This is a genomic window from Herbaspirillum sp. WKF16 (assembly GCF_028993615.1).
Taxonomy (GTDB): domain Bacteria; phylum Pseudomonadota; class Gammaproteobacteria; order Burkholderiales; family Burkholderiaceae_D; genus Herbaspirillum.
The window spans coordinates 417,640-442,304 of sequence record NZ_CP118632.1 but is presented as its reverse complement, the minus strand read 5'-3'; the positions used below and the strand labels follow the sequence as shown (position 1 = coordinate 442,304).

Sequence of the window (24,665 nt, the reverse complement as noted above, 5' to 3'; positions counted from 1 at the left end):
GAAGTCGAACCGATCCTGGCGCCTGAGAATGATTGCATCCGCAACGGGAAATGCGGATGCAACCCGCCCGCAGCGCACTCGCGCCCGCCAGCCTCCAGGCAACTTTCCAACAACAATACCGCTTCTCTACACGGGGGTAAGAATGCGCATGAACATGCCGGTCACGGGCGTGGAACGCCTGCTGGTCGACGGCCAGGCGATCGTCTCGAAAACCGATCTCAAGGGCAACATCACCTACGTCAATCCCTACTTCATCGACATCAGCGGTTTCACCGAGGATGAGCTGCTGGGCGCGCCGCAGAACCTGATCCGCCATCCGGACATGCCGGGCGAAGCCTTCGCCGACATGTGGACCACCATCAAGGGCGGCACGCCCTGGACCGGACTGGTCAAGAACCGCAGCAAGAACGGCGACCACTACTGGGTGCGCGCCAACGTCACGCCGATCCGCGAGAACGGCCAGATCGTGGGCTACATGTCGGTGCGCACGCGCCCGGAGCGCGCGGCCGTGGATGGCGCCGAGAAGCTGTACGCCGCCATCCGCCGCGGCCAGGCCCGCGGCATCGCCCTGCATCGCGGCGAGGTGGTGCGCGTGGGCGTGGCCGGCTGGCTGGGCCGGCTCTCGCGCATGCAGCTGGGCACCCGCATCAACCTGTCGATGGGCGCCATGCTGGCGATCCAGCTGGCGGTGATGTTCGCCGGCTTCGCCACGCTGCACCAGTGGTGGATCAGCGGCCTGGCCGCGGCCTCGGGACTGATCTCGATCCTGCTGTGGATGGCCCTGCGCGGCGCCCTCATCGCGCCGCTGCGCCAGGCGCTCGACGTCACCTACGCCATCACCGGCGGCGACCTGTCCTCGCGCATCGAGACCCGGCGTCACGACGAGCTGGGCCGCCTCCTGGGCGCGCTGCGGCAGATGAACGTCAACCTCACCGCCATCATCGGCGACGTGCGTTCCAACGTGGAGACCATCAACGTCGCCACGCGCGAGATCGCCTCGGGCAACCTGGACCTCTCGCGCCGCACCGAGGCGCAGGCCGCCAACCTGGAGGAGACCGCCTCCAGCATGCAGCAGCTGGCCTCGACCGTGCGCCAGAACGCCGAGCACGCGGTGCAGGCCAACCAGCTGGCCGGCACCGCCTCGTCGGTGGCGATGAAGGGCGGCGACGTGGTGGCCAGCAGCGGCGTGACGATGAACGAGATCAGCGACTCCTCGAAGAAGATCGTCGACATCATCAGCCTGATCGACAGCATCGCCTTCCAGACCAACATCCTGGCCCTGAACGCCGCGGTGGAAGCGGCGCGCGCCGGCGAGCAGGGCCGCGGCTTTGCGGTGGTGGCCTCCGAGGTTCGTTCGCTGGCGCAGCGCTCGGCGGGCGCGGCCAAGGAGATCAAGCACCTGATCGACGACTCGGTGGAGAAGGTCACCGTCGGCAACCGCCAGGTCGAGGACGCCGGCGCCACCATGCGCGAGATCGTGGAATCGGTGCGCAGCGTCTCCGGCATCATGGGCGAGATCAGCGAAGCCACGCTGCAGCAGAGCGCCGGCATCAACCAGGTGCACGAGGCCATCACGCAGATGGATGCCGGCACCCAGCAGAACGCGGCGCTGGTGGAACAGGCCGCGGCCGCGGCGGCCAGCCTGGAAGACCAGACCACGCGGCTGCTGCAGGCGATCTCGGTGTTCAAGTTCAACCGCAGGTAAGCCTTCTGCCCAAGTAAAAACGCCACCGTCTTCGGTGGCGTTTTTACTTGGGCGACCGTGCCGCGCATCCTGCGACTCAGCCATCCTCTCCATGCAGGGGCGGAAAGCGCTCATAGACATCGCGATAGCGTTGCAGCCGGGTGCGCAGCACCTCGCGGCGGCGCGCGTCGGGCTCATGCAAGGCCTGCGGCGCCGGCTTGCGGCAGACCTCGGCTTCGCTGCCGCCGTCGGCAAGCCAGGCCAGGCGCGCCGCGCCCAGCGCGCCACCGGCCTCGCTGCCTACATGGGTGACGATCTTCACCTCCAGCGCATCGGCCAGCAACTGCGCCCAGTAGGGACTGCGCGCGCCGCCGCCCACCAGCGACAGCTGGCTCACGCCGGTGCCGGCCGCGCGCAACGCATCCAGGCCATCCACCATGCCGAAGGCCACGCCTTCCAGCACCGCGTAACCGAGCGCGGCGCGCTGGTGTTCCGGCGACAGGCCGTGGAACACGCCCGAGGCGTAGGGGTCGTTGTGCGGCGTGCGCTCGCCCGACAGGTAGGGCAGGAACAGCGGCGCGTTGGCCCGCTGTTCGTCGTCCAGCTGCTCGATCTCGGCCAGCAGGCTCTTCTCATCCACCGAACACAGTCGGCAGAACCAGCGCAGGCAGCTGGCCGCCGACAGCATCACGCTCATCTGGTGCCAGCGCTGCGGCAGCGTGTGGCAGAAGGCGTGGATGGCGCTGGCGGGGTTGGGGCGGAAACGGTCGTTGACCACGAACAGCACGCCCGAGGTGCCCAGCGAGAGGAAGCCGTCGCCCGGGTTGACCGCGCCGATGCCCACTGCGCTGGCCGCGCCGTCGCCGGCGCCGCCGGCCACGATCACGTCCTCGTCCAGGCCCCAGGCGCGCGCCACCTCCGGCAGCAAGACGCCCGAAGGCGCGCTGCCATCCACCAGCGAGGGCATCTGGTCGCGCCGCATGCCGCTGGCCGCCAGCAGCTCATCGGACCAATTGCGCCCTTCCACGTCCAGCCACAGCGTGCCGGCCGCGTCCGAGGGATCCGAGACCTTGCGCCCGGTCATGCGCAGGCGCAGCCAATCCTTGGGCAGCAGCACGGTGGCGATACGGGCGAACAATTCGGGTTCATGGCGCGCCACCCACATCAGCTTGGGAGCGGTGAAGCCGGGCATGGCCAGGTTGCCGGCGATGGCGTGCAGGCGCGGCGCGCGCCGGCTCAGCTCGGCGCACTCGGGCGCCGCGCGCGAGTCGCTCCACAGGATGGCCGGGCGCAGCACCTGCTCGTCCCGGTCCAGCAGCACGGCGCCATGCATCTGGCCCGACAGGCCGACCGCGCGCACGTCGCGAAAAAGTTCGTCCCCCAGCTGCGCGCGCAGCTTGGCCACGGTGTCGCAGGCGGCCTGCCACCAATCGGCCGGGGCCTGTTCCGACCAGCGCGGATGCGGGCGCGACACGTTCAGCGCGCTGCCGGCCAGCGCCAGCAGCGCGCCGTCGGCGCCGATCACTACCGCCTTGACTTCCGACGTACCCAGGTCGATCCCAAGATACATGGCGCTCCTCTTTTATCGTTATTGAACGGCAATTCTATGATGCCTTGGGCCGCGTTCCGGCTTATTTGTTTCCTTGCGCCAGCCATTGACCGACGCGCTCCACGCCTTCGCGCACCAGGGCCAGCAGGCGCTCGTCGCCGGCCAGCTGGCCCCACAGCACGACGTCGTCGCAGTAGGCCTTGACCGGGTCGGTCGCCGCCAGCATGGCGCGCGCGGCTTGCGGGTCGAAGATGCCGTCCTGGTATTGATAAGGCAAGCGGCCCTCGTTCCAGCGCTGCAGGAACACGAAGAACAGCGCCGGCAGCATTGCCGTGGCGCGCGGCGCGCGTCCAGCCGCCAGGCTCTCCTGCAGCGTCGGGCGGATGAAGCCGGGGATCTTGGAGTAGCCGTCGGCGGCCACGCGCTGGTTGGTGTCCTGGATGGCCGGGTTGCCGAAGCGCGCCAGCGTGGTGTCGCGGTAGGCGGCCAGGTCGATCGGGCTGGGCGTGAGGCAGGGGATCACGTCCTGCGTCACGTAGTCATGCGCCATGCGGTGGATGTCCTCGCGCAGCGTGCCCTCGTGGATGTACTGCAGGCCGGCCAGCGTGCCGGCCCAGGCGATGCAGCTGTGGCTGGCGTTGAGGATGCGGATCTTGGCTTCCTCGTAGGGCAGCACCGAGCTCACCATCTCCACCCCGGCATCTTCCAGGCGCGGGCGGCCGGCCTTGAAGTCGTCCTCGATCACCCACTGGATGAAGGATTCGCCCATCAGCGCGCAAGGGTCGTCCACGCCGGTGGCCTGCTTCACGCGTTCGGCCACGGCCGGGGTCGGGCGCGGCGTGATGCGGTCCACCATGTCGTTGGGGCAGCTGGTGAAGCGTTCCACCCATTGCGCCAGCCCCGGCTCGCGGCGCAGCGCCAGGAATTGCAGCAGGCCGTCGCGGAAACGCTCGCCGTTGTGGCGCAGGTTGTCGCAGTTCAGCAGCGTCAGCGCGGCCTGCGGGTGCGCCTGGCTGCGCGCCTGCAGGATGGCGGCGATGGCGCCGTAGATGGTGCGCGGACGGCCGCTGCCGTCGAGCGGGCAGCGCAGGTCGTCGGCCAGGTCGGGATTGGCGGTGTCGAGCCTGAAGGCATGGTCGAGGTAGTAGCCGCCCTCGGTGACGGTAAAGGAGATGATGCGCGTGCGCTCCTCGGCGCCGGCGGCGATGAGCTGCGTGAGCTGCTCGTCCCAGGCGATGATGCGGCCGATGGAGGCAATGCGCTGGTAGCTGCGCTGGCCCTGCGGCGTGACGGTCTCCAGCGTGTAGCTGCCCTGCTGGCGCGCCAGCGCCTCCAGCAGCGGCCCCATGTCGGCGCGGATATTGGCCAGCGCCAGCTGCCAGCGGCGATCGGCGCCGCTCTCGCGCAGCTGGTGCAGGTAGACCGCCTGGTGCGCGCGGTGGAAGGAGCCGGCGCCGATGTGCAGCCAGGTGAGGCTGTCGTCGGCTTGCGCGGTTTGCGTGGTGTGTTGGTCTTGGGTGGTGGCGACGCTTGTCATGCCCTGTCCTCGCTGGTTCGTGTTCCTCGGTGGTTCAATGCTGCACGGCCGGCGCCGCCGCCAGGCGCGGCAGGGCCTGCCCGTCCTGGCGGAACAGGTGGCAACGCGCCGCATCGGCCGCCAGTCCCAGCACGCTGCCGTGCGCGGGGTTCAGGCTGTCGGGCACGCGCAGGATCAGCGGTTCGTCGGCGCCGTCATAGGCGGCATAGAGATAGGAGAAATCGCCCAGCAACTCCAGCGCCGTGAAGCGCGCCTGCAGCGCGGCCTGGCCCTGGGCGATGTTCAGGTGCTCGGGACGCACGCCCAGCGTGACCTTCTCGCCCGCCTGCAGGCCGGAACCATCGACCGCGGCCAGCTGGCGGCCGCCCGCGGGCAGCTGCACGAGCACGCCGTCGGCTTGCACCGCGATCACCGTGCCGTCGATGAAATTCATCTTCGGCGAGCCGATGAAGCCGGCCACGAAGCGGTTGGCCGGGTGGTGATACAGCTGCTGAGGCGAACCCACCTGTTCGATGCGGCCTTCGGAGAGCACCACGATCTTGTCGGCCAGCGTCATCGCCTCGATCTGGTCGTGGGTGACGTAGATCATGGTGGTCTTGAGGTCGTCGTGCAGCTTGGCGAACTCCAGGCGCATCTTCACGCGCAGCGCGGCGTCGAGGTTGGAGAGCGGCTCGTCGAACAGGAACACGCTGGGCTGGCGCGTGATGGCGCGGCCGATCGCCACGCGCTGGCGCTGGCCGCCGGACAGCGCGCGCGGCTTGCGGTCCAGCAGGTGGTCGATGTGCAGGATCTTGGCCGCGTGCTGCACCGCGCTGTCGATCTCGGCCTTGGACTTGCCGGCGATCTTCAGGCCGAAGGCCATGTTGTCGTACAGGCTCATGTGCGGGTACAGCGCATAGGACTGAAACACCATGGCCACGCCGCGCTTGGAGGCCGGCACGTCGTTCATGCGGCGCGCGCCGATGTCGAGGTCGCCGTCGCTGATCTCTTCCAGGCCGGCGATCATGCGCAGCAGGGTAGATTTGCCGCAGCCGGAAGGGCCGACGAAGACCACGAACTCGCCGTCGTCGATCTCCAGGTTGATGTCGCGCATGACCTCGTTGTCTTCGTAGCGCTTGGCCAGGTTACGGATGCTTACTGCTGCCATGTTGCTCTCCTTTGATTCTTGGATTTCGTTCTTTGCTTTGCCGGCGGCTCTCTCAGCGCAGCCAGATCAGCTCGCAGATCAACTCCGGAAACTGCTTCATATCGTCGAATACCTTGTGCGCGCCGGCTTCCTTCAGCTGGCGCGCCATCGCCTTGCGGTCGTGCGCCACGCCGGTGAAGCCCAGTACATGCATGCCGGCAGCCACCGCCGCGCGCACGCCGGTGGCGCTGTCGTCGATGGCCACGCAGCGCTCGGGATCGACGCCGAAACCGGCCGCCGCCGCCAGGTAGACGTCCGGCGCCGGCTTGGGCTTGCCCACCGCGTGCGCGCTGTAGATGCGGCCCTCGAACTGGTTGTACAGGCCGCAGCGGCGCAGTCCGGCCTCGATGCGCGGGGCGTCGCTGTTGCTGGCCACCGCGCGCGGCAGGCGGATCGCCTGCAAGGCCTCGGCGATGCCCGGCACCGGCTGCGCCTCTTCGCCGCAGGCGCGGCCCACGGTCTCGTGGATGCGCAAGACCTGCGGCGCGCTCAGGGCCAGCGAGAACTCGGCGTCCAGCTCGTCGAGCAGCAGGTCGGTGTACATGCCGAGCCGGCTGGCGATGGCGTCGTGCAGTGCCGCGCCGCGCGCCGCATCGGCGTTGGCGGGCAGCAGCGGCAGCAGTTCGCGATGCAGCACGCGCAGCGCGATGCTCTCGCTGTCGAGCAGCACGCCGTCGCAGTCGCACACCAGGTGCGTGATCGGTTGCCGCGTCATCATCACTTCACCGCGCCGAAGGTCAGGCCGCGCACCAGCTGCTTCTGCGCCAGCCACCCGAGTGCCATGATGGGTGCGATCGCCAGCAGCGAAGCGGCCGACAGCTTGGCCCAGAACAGCCCTTCCGGATTGGAATAGGAGGCGATGAACACCGTCAGCGGCGCGGCGTTGACGCTGGTGAGATTGAGGCTCCAGAAGGCCTCGTTCCACGACAGGATGATCAGCAGCAGCGCCGTCGAGGCCAGGCCGGGCATGGCGGTGGGCAGCAGCAGGTAGATCATCTCCTGCCAGGCGTTGGCGCCGTCGATGCGCGCCGCCTCCAGGATCTCCTTGGGCACGTCGTTGAAATAGGTGAAGGCCATCCACACCGCGATGGGCAGGTTGATCAGGGTGTAGATGATGGTCAGGCCGGATACCGAGTCGAGCATGCCGGTGTTCTTGGCCAGCAGGTAGATCGGGATCAGCACGCCGACGGCCGGCATCATCTTGGTCGACAGCATCCACAGCAGCAGCTTTTGCGTGCGGCCGGTGGGGAAGAAGGCCATCGAGTAGGCCGCCGGCACCGCCAGCAAGAGGCTGATCACCGTCGAGCCGAGCGAGACGATCAGCGAGTTCTGCACATAGGCCAGGTAGTTGCTGCGGCCGAAGACCTCGCGGAAGGTGTCTAGCGTGGGCAGGAAGATCAGCGAAGGCGTGTAGGCCTGGTGCTCGGTCTTGAAGGCCGTGACCGCGACCCAGAAGATCGGGAAGAACAGGATGATGGCGCAGGACCAGCCCAGCACCGCGACCCACCAGGGGCTTTTCTTTTGATCGCTCATTTTTCGTTCACTCCTTTCAGGTTCCTGGCCAGCATGCGCACCAGGAAGAAGGACACGATGTTGGCCAGCACCACGGCGAAGATGCCGCCGGCCGAGGCGATGCCGATGTCGAACTGCTGCAGGCCGATGGCGTAGACCAGGAAGGTCAGGTTGGTGGTTTCGGTGCCGGGACCGCCGGCGGTGGTGGTGAAGATCTCGGCGAACACCGAGAGCAGGAAAATGGTCTCGATCATGATCACCACCGTGATGGCGCGCTTCAGGTGCGGCAGCACGATGTAGAAGAAGATGCGTACCGGGCCGGCGCCGTCGAGCTGGGCGGCTTCCTTCTGGTCGGTGTCGAGCGACTGCAGCGCGGTCAGCAGGATCAGGAAGGCGAACGGGATCCACTGCCAGGCGACGATCACGATCACCGAGAACATCGGGTACTGCGCCAGCCAGTCGATCGGCTCCATGCCGAGGTGGCGCATGACGAAGGCCAGCATGCCGTAGACCGGATGCATGATCATGTTTTTCCAGATCAGCGCGGCCACCGTGGGCATCACGAAGAAGGGCCCGATCACCAGCAGGCGCGCAATGCCGCGGCCGCGGAAGGGCTGGTCGAACAGCACCGCCAGCAGGGTGCCGCCGATCACGCTGATGGCCAGCACCGAGCCGATCAGCAATGCGGTGTTGCCGATGGAGGGCCAGAAGGCCGGATCCTCCAGCAGGAAGACGTAGTTTTCCAGGCCGACGAAGCCGGTCTGGTCGGGCGCCATCAGGTTGTAGCGGTTGACCGAAAAATAGATGGTCATCGCCAGCGGCACGATCATCCAGGCCAGCAGGATCAGCACCGAAGGCGCCTGCAGCAGGCGCACGGGGTTGAAGCGCTGCGGCGCGCCGGCGCGGCCGACGGGCCTGGCGGCCTTGGGCGGCGTGCGGGAAGCGGGGGTCGATGGACTCTGCATGCTGGATGGATCGATAGGATGGGGTGGATGGATCGATGACATGGCGGCCTCGCTGGTTCGGTCCGGCGCGGCGGCGCGCAGGCGCCGTCATGGCCGGGAGGACGACGCGGCCGCGCCTTCACACCGAGGGCGCGCCGCATGGAGAGATGCTGCGCCGGCCGCGCCCGGCAAGGGGCGGCATGCGGCGCAGCCGGGGCATTACTTGATGTAGCGGCCTTGGCGCATCATCCGCACCGCCTGCGCCTGCGCCGCATCCAGCGCCGCATCCGAGGTGGTCTTGCCGGCCAGCGCGCCGGCGATGGCCTGTCCGGTCACCGTGCCGATCGACTGGAACTCGGGGATGGTGGCGAACTGCACGCCGGTGTAGGGCACCGGCTTGACGGTCGGGTTGTTGGCGTCGGCGGTCTGGATCGCATCGAGCACGAAGTCGGAGAACGGCGAGACCTTCTTGTACTCGGCCGAGGCGTAGGTCGAGCTGCGCGTGCCCGGCGGCACCAGGGCCCAGCCGCTGTCCTTGGCGACCAGGTTGATGTACTCCTTGGAGGTGGCCCAGGCGGCGAACTTCTTGGCCGCCTCCGGCGACTTGGAGGACTTCGGCACCGCCAGCGACCAGATCCACAACCAGTGCGAACCCTTGTCGGTCACGGCCTTGGGCGCCGGCGCGAACGCGGTCTTGTCGGAGACCTTGGAATCCTTGCCGTGATACAGCATGCCGGCCGCTACCGTGGCGTCGACCCACATGCCGCACTTGCCGCTGGAGAACAGCACCAGGTTTTCATTGAAGCCGTTGGAGCTGGCGCCGGGCGGCCCGTACTTGCGCATCAGGTCGACGTAGAAGGCGACCGACTTCTTCCATTCCGGCTGTGACAGCTGCGGCTGCCACTTCTCGTCGAACCAGCGGCCGCCCCAGGCGTTGGCCATGGTGGTGACGATAGCCATGTTCTCGCCCCAGCCGGCGCGTCCGCGCAGGCAGATGCCATACACGCCCTTGGCCGGGTCGTGCAGTTGGGCCGCCAGCTTGGCGACCTCGTCCCAGGTAGGCTGCTGCGGCATGGTCAGCTTCTTTTGCTCGAACAGATCCTTCCGGTAGTAGGTCATCGAGCTTTCGGCGTAGAACGGCAGCGCGTACAGCTTGCCTTCCACCGACAGGCCCTCGCGCACCGGCTTGATCAGGTCGGCTTCGTCGTAGTCCGCCGGCAGGCCGCTCATCGGCGCCAGCCAGCCCTTCTTGGCCCAGATCGGCGCTTCATACGCGCCGATGGTCATCAGGTCGAACTGGCCGCTGTTGGTGGCGATGTCGGTGGTGAGGCGCTGGCGCAGCACGCTCTCTTCCATCGTGACCCAGCGCAGCTTGATGTCGGGATTGGCCTTCTCGAACTGCGGGGCCAGCTTTTGCAGCTCGATCATGTCGGGATTGTTGATCGACGCGATATTGAGCGTGACCGGTTCGGCGCGCACGGCGGCGGACAGGAACAGGGCTGAAACGGCCGCGGCGGCCAGGGTGAAGCGAACGCTGCTTGGGGCGATGGTACGCATGCTTGTCTCCGGTTATTTATATGTGCCGTCTCGCACGTCCCCCGTCCGGCTTGGCTTGCGCCTTGCCGCTGCGTGTCTGGATCGGCTGACTATGAGCAAATTTTATTTTTGTGAGCAAATAATCAGACATCCGACGATTTGTGTCAAGCTTTTGTAATTGATTTGAGCAAATGCCCATTTTTATGAATAATGGGATGATGCGCGAGTCGCCGTAAAATGGCGAACCCCAGACCAACCGTACAAGAACGCTGCCGCCCACGCCGCGGCACACGAGGAGAACATGTCTTCAGGCGCATCCAAACTCGACCTGGCGGCGCGCGCCGCCTGGATGTACTACGTAGCCGGCAACACCCAGAACGAAATCGCCGAACGGCTCGGCATCTCGCGCCAGATGGCGCAGCGCATGGTGGCCTATGCCGCCGACGCCAACCTGGTGAAGGTGCAGATCACGCATCCGGTATCGTCCTGCCTGGAACTGGCGCAAGGCCTGCAGGAGCGCTACGGCCTGGAAGTCTGCCGGGTGGTGCCGGGCGCCGGCGGCGCCGCCAATGCGCATGAATCGCAAGAGATGCAGCAGATGCTGGCGGTGGCCGGCGCCGAGCTGATGGAGCAATACCTGAGTTCGGAGCAGCCGCTGGTGGTCAATGTCGGCTCGGGCCGCACGCTCAAGGCCGCCATCGAAAAGATCAGCGAGATGGAGCGGCCGCAGCACCAGATCGTCTCGATGATCGGCGCCTTCGCCTCCGACGGCTCGGCCAACCGCTACGACGTCGCGCTGCAGGCGGCCGAAAAGCTGCAGGCGCGCTTCTACCTGCTGCCGGCGCCGCGCGTGGCCGAAAGCGAGAGCGACCGCAGGCAATGGTGCAACCACCGCGCCTACAAGATCGTGACCGGCCTGGCCGAACGTGCCGACATCACCTTCCTCGGCATCGGCACCATCGCGCTGCAGGGCGCGATGCACGAGGACGGCTTCATCGACGACAGCGAAGTGGCCGAGCTGCAAAAACAGGGCGCGGTGGGCGAGATGATCTGCCACGCCTTCGACCGCGAGGGCCGCATCCTGCCCTCGACGCTGGCCTCGCGCGTGACCACGCCGCCGCTGGCGCAGCAGCCGCGGCGCCCGGTGATCGCCTTCGCCGGCGGCAGCAAGAAGGCCGAGGCGGTGCGCGGCGCGCTGCGCGGCGGCTGGCTCACCGGCCTGGTCACCGACGAGGTCTGCGCGCGCCGCGCGCTTGAGGACAACTGAACACGCAACCACGCCGGCGACCAGACCGGCAACGGAGACACCGCATGACCCGACCCGCAGAATTCGTCGTCTTCGGCGAAGCCCTGACCGACTTCATCCGCCAGCCCGACGGCCAGTGGCGCGCCATTCCCGGCGGCGCCTGCTGGAACGTGGCGCGCGCGTCCTCGCGCCTGGGCGTGGCCACCGGCTACGCCGGCAGCGTCAGCGCCGACGTGTTCGGCCAGGAGCTGTACGCGCTCACGCAGGAGGCCGGACTGGACATGCGCTTCACCCAGCAGCTGGCGAAGGCACCGCTGCTGGCGATGGTGACCTCCACCACCCCGCCCGACTATTTCTTCATCGGCGACGACAGCGCCGACCTGCATTTCGACCCGGAACGCCTGCCCGCCGGCTGGCTGGACGAAGCCCGCGTGCTGCACTTCGGCTGCATCAGCCTGGCGCGCGAGCCCCTGGCCTCGCGCCTGCTGCAGGTGGCGCAAGCCGCCGCCATGCGCGGCAGGAAGATCGCCTTCGATCCCAACTGGCGCAAGCTGATGGATCATCCGTCCTACCGCATCCTGCTGCGCGAGCTGCTCTCGCTGTCGCACTTCGTGAAGGTGTCGGACGAAGACCTGGAACGCCTCTTTCCCGGCGACGCCAATGCCCTGGCGACGCTGCGCGCGATGGCGCCGCGCGCCGAGATCCTGCTCACGCTGGGGGCGCAGGGCATGCGGCTGTTCAAGGACGAACAGGTGATCGACCAGGCGGCCTACCGGGTCGAGGTGGTCGACACGGTCGGTTGCGGAGACGCCTCCATGGGCGGCTGGATTGCCAGCCGGCTGCGCCAGCCCGAGGCGCCGCCGCAAGTCCACCTGCAATGCGCGGCGGCCGGGGCGGCCATTGCCGCTTCCAAGGCCGGCGCCTACGCGGCGACCTGGGACGAGGTGCAGGCGCTCATCGCGCGCGCCTGAGCGCCACGCGAGGCCGCAAGCCAAGGAACGTTCAGCGCGAGCCCTGGGCCGCGGCCAACATCAGGCCAAAGGTCACCAGCAGCGCGCCGAACGCCCGATCTATCCAGTGTCGCGCCGCCAGCAGGCGCCGCCGCGCCCCGCCGCCGGAAAAGCACACCGCCACCAGGGCGAACCACGCCACGTGCGCAGCCGCGATGAACACCCCGTAGGCCAGCTGCACGCCCAGGCTCGTGCCGGGACTGACCACCTGCATGAACAGGCTGACGATGAATACCGTCGTCTTGGGATTCAAGGCGTTGGTCAGGAAACCCATCCGCAGCGCCGCCAGGTCGGAGACGGCCGCGGCGTCCGGCTCCTGCCCGGTGGCCGCATCCGCGCCCGGCTTCGCGCGCATCATCCGGATTCCCAGGTAGATCAGGTACGCCGCGCCGGCCAACTTGATGGCGTTGAACAGCCACAGCGACTGCTGGATCAGCAATCCCAGGCCGAGCAAGGTGTAGCCCACATGCACGAATACCCCACCGCCGATGCCCAGTGCCGTCAGCACGCCGGCGCGCCGCGACAGCAGCAGGCTGTTGCGCGAGACCATGGCGAAATCCGGCCCGGGGCTGACGACCGCCAGCACCGTGATCGTGACAACGGCTAACACTTCGGCCGCGGCCGGCGCCATCGCCGTCGTCGCGGACACCATCGATGTATCCATCGCACCCCTTTCGGTAGAATGACAAATGGCGCCCATGATAGGCGCGCCCCCTAACGCCGACCAACGATGATTTCTGACCAGGATGGTGAGCCAGGCTCACCGATAAATGAGACCCGGCTGCCGTCGCTGCTGGCGCTGCGCTGCTTCGAAGCCGCCGCGCGACTGGAGAATTTCACGCGCGCCGCGGCTGAATTGCACCTCACGCACGGCGCCGTCAGCCGCGCCGTGCGCATGCTGGAGGAAGACCTCGGCGTGCCGTTGTTCGACCGGCGCAGCCGTCGCGTCTTCCTGACCGACGCGGGGCGCCAGCTGGCGCACGCGGTGCGTGACGGCCTGGGCCTGATGCGCGGCGCCGTGCGCGAACTGCGCGCGCAGGCGCGTCGCTCGCGGCAATGGGTTCTTTCCTGCGAGCCTACGTTGCTGATGCGCTGGCTGATCCCGCGCTGGCCCGACTTCCAGCGCCGCCATCCGCAGCTTGACATCCACCTGGTGGCCGGCGGCGGCCCGGTGTCCTTCGGCAACGGCATCGACCTGGCCATACGGCGCGACGATTTCCGGCTGCCGGAGGGCGTGCACGCCGCCAGGCTGTTCGCGGAGCAGGTCGGTCCGGTGTGCCGTCCGGAACAGGCGGCGGAGTGGTTCACCAGCCGGGCGCCCAAGCTGCGCGCCGGCGCGCCGCGCCTGCACAGCAAGACGCGCAGGGATGCCTGGCGCACCTGGGCGAGCGCCGTCGGCGCGCACTTGCCCAACGCCCCGGAGCACGCGTTCGAACACTTTTACTTCAGCCTGCAGGCGGCGGTGGCCGGGCTGGGCGTGGCCATCGGGCCATGGCAGCTGGTGCGCGACGACATCGCTTCAGGCGTGTTGGCCGCGCCGCTGGGATTCGTCGGGGACGGATCGCATTACTGCCTGCTCTCGCCCGCCCCGATTGACGCCGGCAGCGTGCAGGACGATCTGCTGGCCTGGTTGCGCGGCAAGGCCTGAGGCGGGAATGGACGCGTGAAGAAGCCATAAAAAAACCCGCTTCGCAGCGGGTTTTGATTGTCGCGCGGCCGGACTCAGACCTTCTCCAGCTTCGCCACCGACAAATCCAGCAGCTTCATGCCGAACTTGCCGAAATTGATGTGCGCGCGGGCGGCCCCGCCGCCGCCTTCGATGTTGACGATCACGCCCTCGCCGAATTTGGCGTGGGCCACGCTCTGGCCGATGCGCCAACCGGAATCGGGACGGCTGAAGCCCTGCGCGATCTTGTTGTTGCCCGACTCCGGCGCCTCGTCCCAGGCCGACTTGGGATTGGCGAACCAGTTGTGCTTCTGCACCTTGGGCGAGAGCCACTTGATGGCGTCTTCCGGCAGCTCGTCGAAGAAGCGCGAGCGCATGTTGTAGCGGGTCTGGCCGTGCAGCATGCGGGTCTGCGAGAAGGTGATGAAGAGGCGCTTCCTGGCGCGCGTGATCGCCACATACATCAGGCGCCGCTCTTCCTCCACGCCGCCCTCTTCCTTGGCGCTGTTCTCATGCGGGAACAGGCCCTCTTCCAGGCCGGTGATGAACACCGCGTCGAACTCCAGGCCCTTGGCCGAGTGCACCGTCATCAGTTGCAGCGCATCCTGGCCGGCTTGCGCCTGGTTGTCGCCGGCTTCCAGCGAGGCGTGCGAGAGGAAAGCCGACAGCGGCGACATGATGGTCACCAGCGAGGCGTCGGCGTCGATGATTTCCACGCCGTCCGCGGTGGTGATGGCGGCGCCGGCGGCGGCCTGCGCCTGCGGGCCGAGGAAGGCCGGTGCGTTAAGACCGTAGCCTTCTTCGGAGACGAACAGCGTGGCCGCGCTGACCAGCTGCTCCAGGTTCTCGATGCGGTCGGCGCCTTCCTTCTCGCTGCGGTAATGCTCCAGCAGGCCGGACAGCTCCAGGGTCACCTTCACCGTCTCCGGCAGCGGCAGGTGCTGGGTCTCGAAGCGTGCACCCTCGATCAGCTTGACGAAGGCGTTGAGCGAAGAGCCGGCCTTGCCCGCCACGTAAGGCACGGCCGCATAGAGCGAGCAGTTGTACTGGCGCGCCGCGTCCTGCAGCGACTCCATCGCCTTGGCGCCGATGCCGCGCGTGGGGAAGTTCACCACGCGCAGGAAGGCCGAGTCGTTGTGCAGGTTGTCCATCAGCTGCAGGTAGGCGATGGCGTGCTTGATCTCGGCGCGCTCGAAGAAGCGCTGGCCGCCGTAGACGCGATACGGAATCGCCGACGAGAACAGCGCATGCTCCAGCACCCGCGACTGCGCGTTGGAGCGGTAGAGGATGGCGATCTCGCTGCGGCTCCAGCCTTCGGCGATCAGGTCCTTGACCTGCTCGATGATCCAGCGCGCTTCCTCCAGATCGCTGGTGGCTTCATACACGCGCACCTGCTCGCCGTGGCCGGCATCGGTGCGCAGGTTCTTGCCCAGGCGTTTGCTGTTGTTGGCGATCAGCTCGTTGGCCGCATCCAGGATGTGGCCGTGCGAGCGGTAGTTCTGCTCCAGCTTGATCAGGTTCTGCACGCGGAACTCGCGCTCGAAGGCCGACATGTTGCCCACGTTGGCGCCACGGAAGGCGTAGATGCTCTGGTCGTCGTCGCCCACCGCGAACACCGCGTTGTGCGGCCCGGCCATGAGCTTCAACCATTTGTATTGCAGGTCGTTGGTGTCCTGGAACTCGTCCACCAGGATGTGGCGGAAGCGCGCCTGGTAATGCTCGCGCAGCGGCTGGTTGCGCGTGAGCAGCTCATAGGTGCGCAGCAGCAGCTCGGCGAAATCGACCACGCCCTCGCGCTGGCACTGCTGGTCGTAGAGCTCGTAGAGCTCGACGAACTTGCGGTTGTAGTCGTCATGCGCCTCCACGTCCTGCGCGCGCAGGCCCTGGTCCTTGGCGCTGTTGATGAAGTACATCAGGTTGCGCGGCGGATACTTCTCGTCGTCCACGTTCATCTGCTTCAACAGCCGCTTGATGGCCGAGAGCTGGTCCTGCGTATCGAGGATCTGGAAGGTCTGCGGCAGGCCGGCATCCTTGTGGTGCGCGCGCAGCAGGCGGTTGCACAGGCCGTGGAAGGTACCGATCCACATGCCGCGCGTGTTGATCGGCAGCATCGCCGACAGGCGCGCGGTCATTTCCTTGGACGCCTTGTTGGTGAAGGTCACCGCCAGCACGCCGGCCGGCGACACCTGCCCGGTCTGGATCAGCCAGGCGATGCGGGTGGTCAGCACCCGGGTCTTGCCCGAACCGGCGCCGGCCAGGATCAGCGCCGACTGCGCCGGCAGCGTCACGGCGGCCAGCTGCTCTTCGTTGAGGTTGTGGAGGAGGTTTTGCATGGCGACATTATAAGGCGCAAGGGGGCACGCCCGCCGCCCATGACAGTCTCGTTGCTTTGCATCGTGGGCGCGTCATCCGTATTGCCAAAAAAGAAATCTCGACCGATCGCCAGCTGTTTGCGGGAATGCGCCTGGCATATGAGTGAATGATTTCTAGATACGTGTGACGCGCGTCATCCTTGTCGGAATTCTGGCCTTTTTGCGATGGTTCTTCAACGCGCCCCTTCCTAGACTCGACTGCATCTTAGCTCTGCAATCGGGAAGCCAATGAACGGGCAATCACATCGCGTCGCCTTCAACTCCGCATTCGGTCACTTGCGCATGACGCGCCTGGCCATGCACTTCGTCTTGCTTGGAAGCTCCGTGCTCGGCGCCCGCGCCCAGATCGTCGCCGCCCCATCCGGCCCGCACCGTCCTGTGATCGACAGCACCGCCAACGGCCGTGCGCTGGTGCAGATCGTGGCGCCCAACGCGGCCGGCGTATCGCATAACCAGTACCAGCAGTTCAACATCGGGCGCGGCGGCGCCCTCCTCAACAACGCCACCGGCAACACGCTCACGCAGCAAGGCGGCTGGGTCGGCGCCAACCCGAGCCTGGGCGGCAAGCCGGCGCGGCTGATCGTCAACGAGGTCAACAGCACCAACCCCAGCCAGCTGCGCGGTTACCTGGAAGTGGCCGGCCAGCGGGCCGACGTGGTGGTGTCCAACCCCAACGGCATCCTGGTCGACGGCTTCGGTTTCATCAACGCCAGCCGCGGCACCCTCACCACCGGCACGCCGGTCTTCGGCAGCGGCGGCGCGCTCGAGGCGCTGCGGGTCACGCAGGGCAGCATCGCCGTCGGCGGCGAGGGCTTCAACGACAGCGGCACCGCCCAGGTCGACCTGATCGCGCGCAGCGTGCAGCTCAACGCCGCGTTGTGGGCCGATCGCGCCAACGTGATCACCGGCGCCAACCGGGTCGACTACGCCAACCTGGGCGTGCAGGTGATTGCCGGCGCGGGCGGCGCGCCGACGGTGGCGCTGGACGTGGCCGCCATCGGCGGCATGTACGCCAACCGCATCCGGCTGATCGGCACCGAGGCCGGGGTGGGCGTGAGGAGCTACGGCAAGATGGCCTCGGCCGGGGAGTTCGAGATCGACAGCGCGGGCAAGGTCACGCTCCATGGCCCCACGAGCGCCGCCGCAGCGATGCGCATCGGCAGCGGCGAAGCCATCGTGAACCGCGCCACCTTGTCCTCGGGCGCGGCCATGGCGTTGCAGGCGGGCGTGATCGACAACGCCGGCGGGAAAATCCTGTCCGGCGGCGACCTGGCCCTCGCGGCCGGCGCGCTCGGCAATACCGCCGGCGAGATCCGCAGCAACCGCAACGCCAGCCTGGGACTGCGCAGCGATTTCTCCCACGCGCAGGGCGACGCCATCGGCGCGGCCGGCGACCTGGCCATCGCCACCACGGGCGACTTCAGCAACCAGGGGGAATTGGCCGCAGGCGGCAATGTGAGCGTGCGGGCCGCCAATATCGTCAACCGCAAGGACGGGCTGCTCTTTGCCGGCCAAACGACCTTGCTGCAAGCCGAACAGGGCATCGTCAACACCGGCCGCATCTATGGCGAGGATGTCGCCATTGCCGCCAGGAGCGTCACTAACGACCACGAAGGCGTCTACGGCGATAACGTCCCGGCCGGCGTGATCGCCGCGCGCAATAGCCTGAACATCGGCGCGGCCAACATCGTCAATCGCGAGCATGCGTTGATCAAGAGCGATGGCGATATCGCCATCGGCGGCGCATTGGACGGCAATGGCAAGGCGGTGGGCAAAGCCGCCAGCGTCACCAACAGCTCGGCCGCCATCGACGCCGGCGGCAAGCTGACGATTGCCAGCGCCGCGCTGTTGAACGCCAATGCGCACTTTGCCAGTGAGCTTCAGCTTGATCCGAGCAAGACACGTAGCTGGACCGAGTACGAGATCGACGGCTACAGCCACGTCTACGCCGCTGACGCGGTTTATCTGGAGCCGGATGGCAGCGTGATGCAGCTCGTGGTGCGGGACACCGGCGGGCGCTTCAACCACTACACCATCCGCGAGATCACCGAGACCACCCGTAGCACCGTCGTCACGGCAAGCGATCCGGGCAAGATTGTCTCGCGTGGCGATATGCTGTTCTCCGGCGGCACGGTGACCAACGACAAGAGCGCCATCGTGGCAGGCGGTGCGCTCAATGGAACGATCGATGGCGCCAGCAACGGCGGCACCAATCCTCAGGGGGAGATCCACGTTCACCGCGATGTTGTCTCCATACACCGCACCACCAAGAGCTGTGCCGGCGGTACAAGGACCTGCAACAAAGACAGCATCAGTTATCCCAGCTACGACCTGCCGGTCACCCACTTCGATCTGGGTATCTGGAAGGCGCAAGCCCACACTACACCGGACAGCCGCGCCAATCCCGCCGCCGGCCAGGCGCCGCAGGTGGCGCTGCTGGCATCGAGCCAGCTTTATCGTCCGGGGACGGCCCCCGGCAGCACGCACTACATCGAAACCGACCCGGCCTTCGTCAACTATCGCCTCTTCCTCTCCAGCGACTATCAACTGGGCCGCCTGGCCATGGATCCGCAGCGCGCACAAAAGCGCCTGGGCGACGGCTACTACGAGCAGCAACTGGTCAACGACCAGATCCTGAGGCTGACCGGACGCAAGCAGCTCGGCGCCTACGCCAGCGACGAAGACCAGTACCGGGCATTGATGGACGCCGGCGTGACCTATGGGCAACGCTTCGGCCTGGCCCCGGGCATTGCCCTGTCGGCGGCGCAGATGGCGCAACTGACCAGCGACCTGGTGTGGCTGGTTGAGCAAGACGTCAGCTTGCCTGACGGCTCCACCCAGAAAGCGCTGGTGCCCAAGGTGTACCTGTCCCGCCTGCGCGAGCAGGACCTCAAGCCCACCGGCGCCCTGATCGCCGCCGACAGCATCGACCTGCGCATCAACGGCAGCCTGGCCAATGCAGGCACCCTGCGCGCCAACACCACGCTGGCCATCGCCGCCTCGCAGGACATCGACAACACCCTGGGCACGATGGCCAGTGACGCCGGCGCCGGCACGACAACGCTGAGGACAGGCCGCGATTTCAACAACCGGTCGGGCACGATCAGCGGCAACCGCGTGGCCATCGTGGCCGGACGCGACGCCAACATCGGCACGATCGCCAATACCAGCCAAAGCGTCCACGGCACGCAGGTCGCCCTGGAGCGCAGCGGCGGCGTCGACGCCGGCACGCTCTGGCTGCAAGCGCAGCGCGACATCAACCTCAACGCCGCCGCCGTCAACACCACAGGCGACGCCGCGCTGACCGCCGGCAACAACCTGAACCTGAACGCGGTCAAGACGCAGGAAGAACTCAAGGTCACCTACGACGACAGGAACCATCTCTACAAGAAGCAGGAGCAGGCCAACGGCACGACGATGCGCAGCGGCGGCAATACGGCGCTGGCCGCAGGCAACGATCTCAATGCGCAAGCCGCATACGTCAACAGCGACAAGGCCATCACTGCCACCGCCGGCGGCAACATCAGCATCGGCGCGGCCGCGCAAGCCGGCAGCTACGACCAGGAGGTCTATATCTCCTCCTCCGGGCCGCTCACCTCGAGCAGCATGCACAGCAAGGACAAGCAAACCGGCACGCAGGCCATCGGCTCGACCTTCTCCGGCAATACCGTCGCCATCTCGTCCGGCCGGGATACTGGCATCACAGGTAGCAATATTATTTCCACGAACAATACGACTATCTCCGCCGGGAGAAACATCAAGATTGAAGCAGCTGAGGAAACTCAACGCCAAGATCTTCTGGTCATTGAAAAGCAATCCGGCGTGCTCAGCGGCGGCGGTCTTGGCGTGACGATCGGCAGCAGATCCAAGACGGACCGACTGCATACCGAACAAGTCCAGATGCGCGGCAGCACAATAGGATCTTTCGCCGGCGACGTTAGCTTGAATGCGGCAAAGAGCCTGGCAGTGGAAGCCAGCGATGTCGTTGCCGGCCGAAATGCCATGCTGAGCGGTGCGAATGTCGCCATCACCTCTGGCACGAATACCTTCAATCATGAAGAAGAACATCGGCTCAAACAAAGCGGCATTACGCTTGCATTGAAGAGCGCAATTGTCGATACGGCGATGTCCGTCGGGCAAAGTATTCAGAGGCGCAATGAGGTTCAGGATCCACGCCTGAAAAAGCTCCTGGCGCTCAAAGCCATTTCTACTCTGGATACGAATTACGAAAGCATGGAGCAGGAAGCAAAAGCGATTCAAAAGGGAGACATGGGCAGTGTATCCCTCCAAATATCGGTAGGAGCATCCAGCAGCGAGAGCAAAAGCATCATGTTTACCCGGCAGGCCAAGGGAAGCGCCCTATATGCGGGGGAGAGAATTGCCGTGCTTGCCACCGGAGACGGCTTGGCACCTGGGAATATCGACGTGACTGGCAGCAGCGCCCACGCCCGTTCCATCGATTTCAGTGCTAGCGGATCCGTCAGCTTGCAAAGCGCTTACAGCACCATGGTCAGCGACACATCTAACAACAGCGGAGGGTGGAACGCAGGCGTAGGCATCAGCCTTGGCCGACAAACAGGCCTGACCTTCAGCGCCAACGGCTATCGGGGAAAAGGGAAAACCAACGGCCAAAGCGTCAGCCAAGTTAACACCATAGTCGATGGAACCCAATCGGTGCGTGTTACCAGCGGAGGGGACACCAGTATCAGAGGAGCGATAGTTTCGGGAAGGCGCATCGACACTGAAGTGGGCCGAAATCTCATCATCGAAAGCAAACAGGACACGGAGACCTATCGCGGAAAACAAAACAGCACTTCTGCTGGCGCATCCTTCATTTACGGCGCCGGCGGATCGGCCAACATCAACCATCAGCAGAGCAGGACCGATGCGGACTACGCAAGCGTCATCTCGCAAAGCGGCCTGAAAGCCGGAGATGGAGGTTTCGGAATTTCGGTGACCGGGCAAACCGAGCTGATAGGGGGCCTGATATCCAGTGACGCCGAGAGATCCAAGAACCAACTGCAAACTGGCAATCTGAAAGCATCCAGCATCATCAACAACAAGTCTCTGCGCAGCGAAACAAAAGGGTACTCAGCGGGTACCGGCAGCGCATCGATGTACGGCGCCATGAAGGAAACGGCCCGCCACCTGGCCACGGCGGCTTCGGAAAACAGCAGCGACAGCAGCAGTACCTACGCCATGATCAGCCCGGCGCAAGTCGTCGTGCGCGATGGAGACAGAAGCGCTCTGACGGCCATCAAGTCCGACGCGGGCAGCGCTCATCGCGCCTTGAGCAAGGATGACCCCGCCGCAGCCGACAGGCGGGTTCAGGAGAAAGCTGAGGCCGCCAACGTCATCTTCGATATGACCGAAAAATTTGTCGAGGAGAATCTCGCCAAAATGGCGAACCCTAAGCTATATACCGTCTTTTGCCGAAAACAGCCGTGCACCAACGACCAGGTTGAAAACTCCAGGCGCGTCAACGAATACGCGGAAGCGCTTAAAAAATCCAATCCTGATCTCTCCGACGAGGCCGCCTTTCAACAGAGTGTAGCCAAGTTGTTGAACAGTGAATTCGATCCGAACCGGGTGGTGAAGATTCAGGGAAAAGATGGTCGGGAAATGGAGGTCGGGAATATTGCGTCGATTCCAACGACCTTAGCAGAACTCAGTAAGTTGAGCGACGAGGAGAAAAAGAACTCCTCTTTGTTCGCTAACGGAATCTTCAACGACAAAGATCGCGGAGCACAATTAGCCTTGCAAATGGCACCTACACAGAAAGACATATCCGTTATTACCGGCACTGGTGAGACAACCCTTGGCCAAACCTATCTCGTGCACACGAAGCAAGGCGGAATTCTCGGGGAGTATTTTATTGCCGCTGCCGAGAAATTGGCTGAGATAACGGGAATTGCCACTCCCGCATCCAAATTGACCGCATTGGTGGCCAAGGAACTATCAAGCTCTCGCGATAACAACGGAAATCTGGTCAAAGAAGTAGAGAGTGGTGCGATAAAGACAAATACCCCTATCACTGTCGGAGGACACAGTCGCGGTTCGATGACGTTAGTTAACGCCATGCGCGAACTGAAAGGAGAGGGATTTTTTAGCGATTTCTTACAAGTCAACGCCTTCAACCCTGCCGCAGAGGAAAGACGTCTAAAGGAAAACATTGCTGCTGTTAGCTCAAGGCCTCCCTACATCTGGGCGCCGGAGAATGATCCAATCGCGACGATGATTGGAGGTTACCGAGGAAAACTCTCGCTCTCGGATGTCTCAGACATGTACCGCACGAGATTTTCTGTCCATAGCTGTGGAGGGGCTGCTTCTGTCGGATGCAAGAATGAAAACGTTGACTCCAAAAAGCTGTTCAGCTACCAAGGACTGGATATCGAGGAGCTCAACATACGACGGAGTAGCAACATTGAGAAGCTGGAGCAACGACTACAACAACAAGCTACACCCATCCTACCTTCCACCGATTGGAATGCACAACAACAGCAACAGGCACAAGAAAATTGGCAACAACAGAAAAAGGCTCAAACAGAGAATCTGCTTCGGCTGAAGCAACTACGCGATTCTATCTTTGAGGGAAAAAGATAATGAATGCCCTTTTCTTGTCATGCAGCTTGATATTTCTACTCAGCGCGTGCACTCCGGTTGGCTATCGCCACTTCTCCCCAAATCAGCTTCCAGTTTCTGACATTGCAATGGACTTTGAGCAAGGAAGCTTTCGTTTCCTCAAGCAATTCCAGATCTCGCATGAATTCGTCAAAGGCAATATGTACGGGAACATGGGAAGCGCCCCTATCAGTTTCTCAAGCTGTTATTTCCGCAAGCAAATCACGCCACCGATATACGGAGACATGCTTTTGAACGAACTCAAATTCGATCCGAAGACCGGAGAGCCCAATCCTTTGTACAACAAGCTATACCAAGAAACTATCCGACCGGCCAATCCTACGGTCATTGCACGTGCCTATTTGGACTACGTTAGTGAAGGCTTCAAGGGAAAGGTAAACCTCGATGGTTATAGGCACATCGATAGTCCGATATTCGCAAGTCTCTGCGCCCCGGCACTATGGGGAACCGCTTTCGTCGTGGGAATTCGTCGATTCAGCGTGCAAACACCAGAGCGCGCCAACGAAATCCGCCAGCTCTATAAACAGGCATATTCCAAGATGAGCTGGGATGAACCAAAGAAAGTGAGAAGAGGAGCGAACGTCTGGTTGGTTTACAAAACAAGAACTCCCGTGCCTCTATTCGACACTGGGGAAGATTGGTACCTGCCCATTGGGGACACGGATTTCTACTATTCGCTGCAATTCAACTATAAAGGCAGTGAGGCCGAAGCAAACACACCGAACTTCCGCAAGGCGCAAGCCGCTTTCGACCGTATCATCAATTCCTTCGCAATCACCCCTTTGAAATAGAGAGTCATGACCGAACTCCCGATGCTTGACGGATGACTCACTGATGCTTCCCTTCTCTTCCCATTGGTGGCGGCCAGGTTAGCGGCAGGAATCTTCATGCCAGACAAAAAACCAAGGTCAAATTTGCGACCGTGATCGGAACATGATGGCGCTCGCGCCGAGCACTTGCGAGTTTCCCGTCCTTGTTTGGTTTTGGCGTCTTGCAGCGCAAGGCTATACTCGCGACGTTACGTCATCAGGTCTCCGATTTCCCATGCTTAGAACCCAAGCGCCCGTAATCGCCGCACTCTTCGCCGTTGCTGCTCTCCTCAGCGCCTGCACTACCACCCCACCCGGCTCCCCGCGCAGCGACGTCAGCCAGCTCCTTTCCCTGCAAAAAACCCGGCTGGATGTTGCCGCCCCGGTGGCGCGCAGCAAGTGGAATTCCCATGCGCCCATCGATGATCCGGCGCGCGAGCAGGCGATTCTTGACGACGTGGCCACGCGCGCGCAACAGGCCGGGTTGGATGGACAGTGGGCGCGGCGCTTCTTCCAGGATCAGTTCGATGCCGGCAAGATCGTCCAGCGCGACCTGCATCGGCAATGGAAGCTGGAGCAGCGGGCGCCGTTTGCCAATCCGCCCGACCTGGCGCGCGAGGTGCGGCCGGTGCTGGATCGATTGACGCCTGAACTGCTGGCGGCGCTGGCGAGGCTCAAGGGCCGTTGGTGCGATCCGGCCGTGGCGGGCGCGCTTGATGAGCTGGCGCCGGAAATACTCGGCGCCGACTATGCGCCCGCGGTGCGCGAGAAAGCGACCGAGGCCTTGCGCTGCCTGAAGTAAGCGGCGGGCGACCAAGCGCGCGCCTGACTTGCGCGGCCGGCGGCTATGACAATTAACAAAATGCCATCGTCGCGCAAAAGCGACTAACTGCCGCAAAAATCTTTGCTGTCCTGCAGCAATTTCCCTGCGGGAGTAAAATCTGTCGGGTTGTTCACGCGCACACCAGCGCG

15 protein-coding genes and 1 pseudogene are annotated in these 24,665 nt (G+C 64.8%); 7 read left to right on the top strand and 9 right to left on the bottom strand.

The features are described 5' to 3' along the window. The first annotated feature begins 142 nt into the window (after window positions 1-142). Entirely contained in the window at window positions 143-1,705 is a 1,563-nt protein-coding gene (locus Herbaro_RS01980; protein ID WP_275012167.1) for a methyl-accepting chemotaxis protein, read from the top strand. A gap of 76 nt (window positions 1,706-1,781) precedes the next feature. Here the strand turns inward: Herbaro_RS01980 and xylB are convergent, their stop codons facing one another. The 7 genes and pseudogenes from xylB to Herbaro_RS01945 all read right to left on the bottom strand — a co-directional run bounded on the left by xylB (window position 1,782) and on the right by Herbaro_RS01945 (window position 9,969). Beyond that, a complete protein-coding gene (gene xylB / locus Herbaro_RS01975; RefSeq protein ID WP_275012166.1) occupies window positions 1,782-3,254 on the bottom strand; it encodes a xylulokinase in 1,473 nt (490 codons plus the stop codon). A gap of 61 nt (window positions 3,255-3,315) precedes the next feature. Further along, complete coding sequence (gene dalD, locus Herbaro_RS01970; RefSeq protein WP_275012165.1) at window positions 3,316-4,770, bottom strand: D-arabinitol 4-dehydrogenase; 1,455 nt, start codon at window positions 4,768-4,770, stop codon at window positions 3,316-3,318. Window positions 4,771-4,804: 34 nt separating this feature from the next. Continuing rightward, window positions 4,805-5,917: an ABC transporter ATP-binding protein gene (locus Herbaro_RS01965; RefSeq protein WP_275012164.1), complete on the bottom strand. Its 1,113-nt coding sequence runs from the start codon at window positions 5,915-5,917 to the stop codon at window positions 4,805-4,807. A 52-nt stretch (window positions 5,918-5,969) separates the two neighbouring features. After that, window positions 5,970-6,674 carry an HAD family hydrolase gene (locus Herbaro_RS01960; RefSeq protein WP_275012163.1) on the bottom strand — a complete coding sequence of 235 codons (705 nt, stop codon included), beginning with the start codon at window positions 6,672-6,674 and terminating at the stop codon, window positions 5,970-5,972. After that, window positions 6,674-7,435, bottom strand: a pseudogene (locus tag Herbaro_RS01955) (carbohydrate ABC transporter permease); the annotation flags it as partial. The pseudogene Herbaro_RS01955 and the gene Herbaro_RS01960, both read right to left, overlap by 1 nt. A 50-nt stretch (window positions 7,436-7,485) precedes the next feature. Beyond that, entirely contained in the window at window positions 7,486-8,433 is a 948-nt protein-coding gene (locus tag Herbaro_RS01950; RefSeq protein WP_275012161.1) for a carbohydrate ABC transporter permease, read from the bottom strand. A 198-nt stretch (window positions 8,434-8,631) separates the two neighbouring features. Continuing rightward, a complete protein-coding gene (locus Herbaro_RS01945; RefSeq protein WP_446719300.1) occupies window positions 8,632-9,969 on the bottom strand; it encodes an ABC transporter substrate-binding protein in 1,338 nt (445 codons plus the stop codon). 280 nt (window positions 9,970-10,249) lie between these two features. Here Herbaro_RS01945 and Herbaro_RS01940 point away from each other — a divergent pair, with 280 nt between their 5' ends. After that, complete coding sequence (locus Herbaro_RS01940) at window positions 10,250-11,215, top strand: sugar-binding transcriptional regulator (protein WP_275012160.1); 966 nt, start codon at window positions 10,250-10,252, stop codon at window positions 11,213-11,215. Between the two features lie 44 nt (window positions 11,216-11,259). Then, the gene (locus Herbaro_RS01935; protein ID WP_275012159.1) at window positions 11,260-12,165 is read left to right on the top strand and encodes a carbohydrate kinase family protein; all 906 of its coding nucleotides are present in this window, start codon (window positions 11,260-11,262) and stop codon (window positions 12,163-12,165) included. Between the two features lie 31 nt (window positions 12,166-12,196). On the opposite strand, the gene Herbaro_RS01930 is transcribed toward Herbaro_RS01935, so the two are convergent. Continuing rightward, a complete protein-coding gene (locus Herbaro_RS01930; RefSeq protein ID WP_446719299.1) occupies window positions 12,197-12,868 on the bottom strand; it encodes a LysE family transporter in 672 nt (223 codons plus the stop codon). A 66-nt stretch (window positions 12,869-12,934) separates the two neighbouring features. Between Herbaro_RS01930 and Herbaro_RS01925 the strand changes: the two genes are divergently transcribed. Then, window positions 12,935-13,852, top strand: coding sequence for a LysR family transcriptional regulator (locus Herbaro_RS01925; protein ID WP_275012158.1), 918 nt, complete (start codon window positions 12,935-12,937; stop codon window positions 13,850-13,852). Between the two features lie 74 nt (window positions 13,853-13,926). On the opposite strand, the gene Herbaro_RS01920 is transcribed toward Herbaro_RS01925, so the two are convergent. Further along, a complete protein-coding gene (locus tag Herbaro_RS01920; RefSeq protein WP_275012157.1) occupies window positions 13,927-16,203 on the bottom strand; it encodes a UvrD-helicase domain-containing protein in 2,277 nt (758 codons plus the stop codon). Window positions 16,204-16,470: 267 nt separating this feature from the next. On the opposite strand from Herbaro_RS01920, the gene Herbaro_RS01915 reads away from it, so the two are divergent. The 3 genes from Herbaro_RS01915 to aroQ all read left to right on the top strand — a co-directional run bounded on the left by Herbaro_RS01915 (window position 16,471) and on the right by aroQ (window position 24,495). Next, window positions 16,471-22,845 carry a two-partner secretion domain-containing protein gene (locus tag Herbaro_RS01915; RefSeq protein WP_275012156.1) on the top strand — a complete coding sequence of 2,125 codons (6,375 nt, stop codon included), beginning with the start codon at window positions 16,471-16,473 and terminating at the stop codon, window positions 22,843-22,845. After that, a complete protein-coding gene (locus Herbaro_RS01910) occupies window positions 22,845-23,675 on the top strand; it encodes a DUF769 domain-containing protein (RefSeq protein ID WP_275012155.1) in 831 nt (276 codons plus the stop codon). Before Herbaro_RS01915 ends, Herbaro_RS01910 begins: the two co-directional genes overlap by 1 nt. Before the next feature lie 142 nt (window positions 23,676-23,817). Next, window positions 23,818-24,495 (top strand): gamma subclass chorismate mutase AroQ, encoded by a 678-nt coding sequence (gene aroQ, locus Herbaro_RS01905; protein WP_275012154.1) that lies wholly within the window; start codon window positions 23,818-23,820, stop codon window positions 24,493-24,495. Window positions 24,496-24,665: the final 170 nt, after the last annotated feature.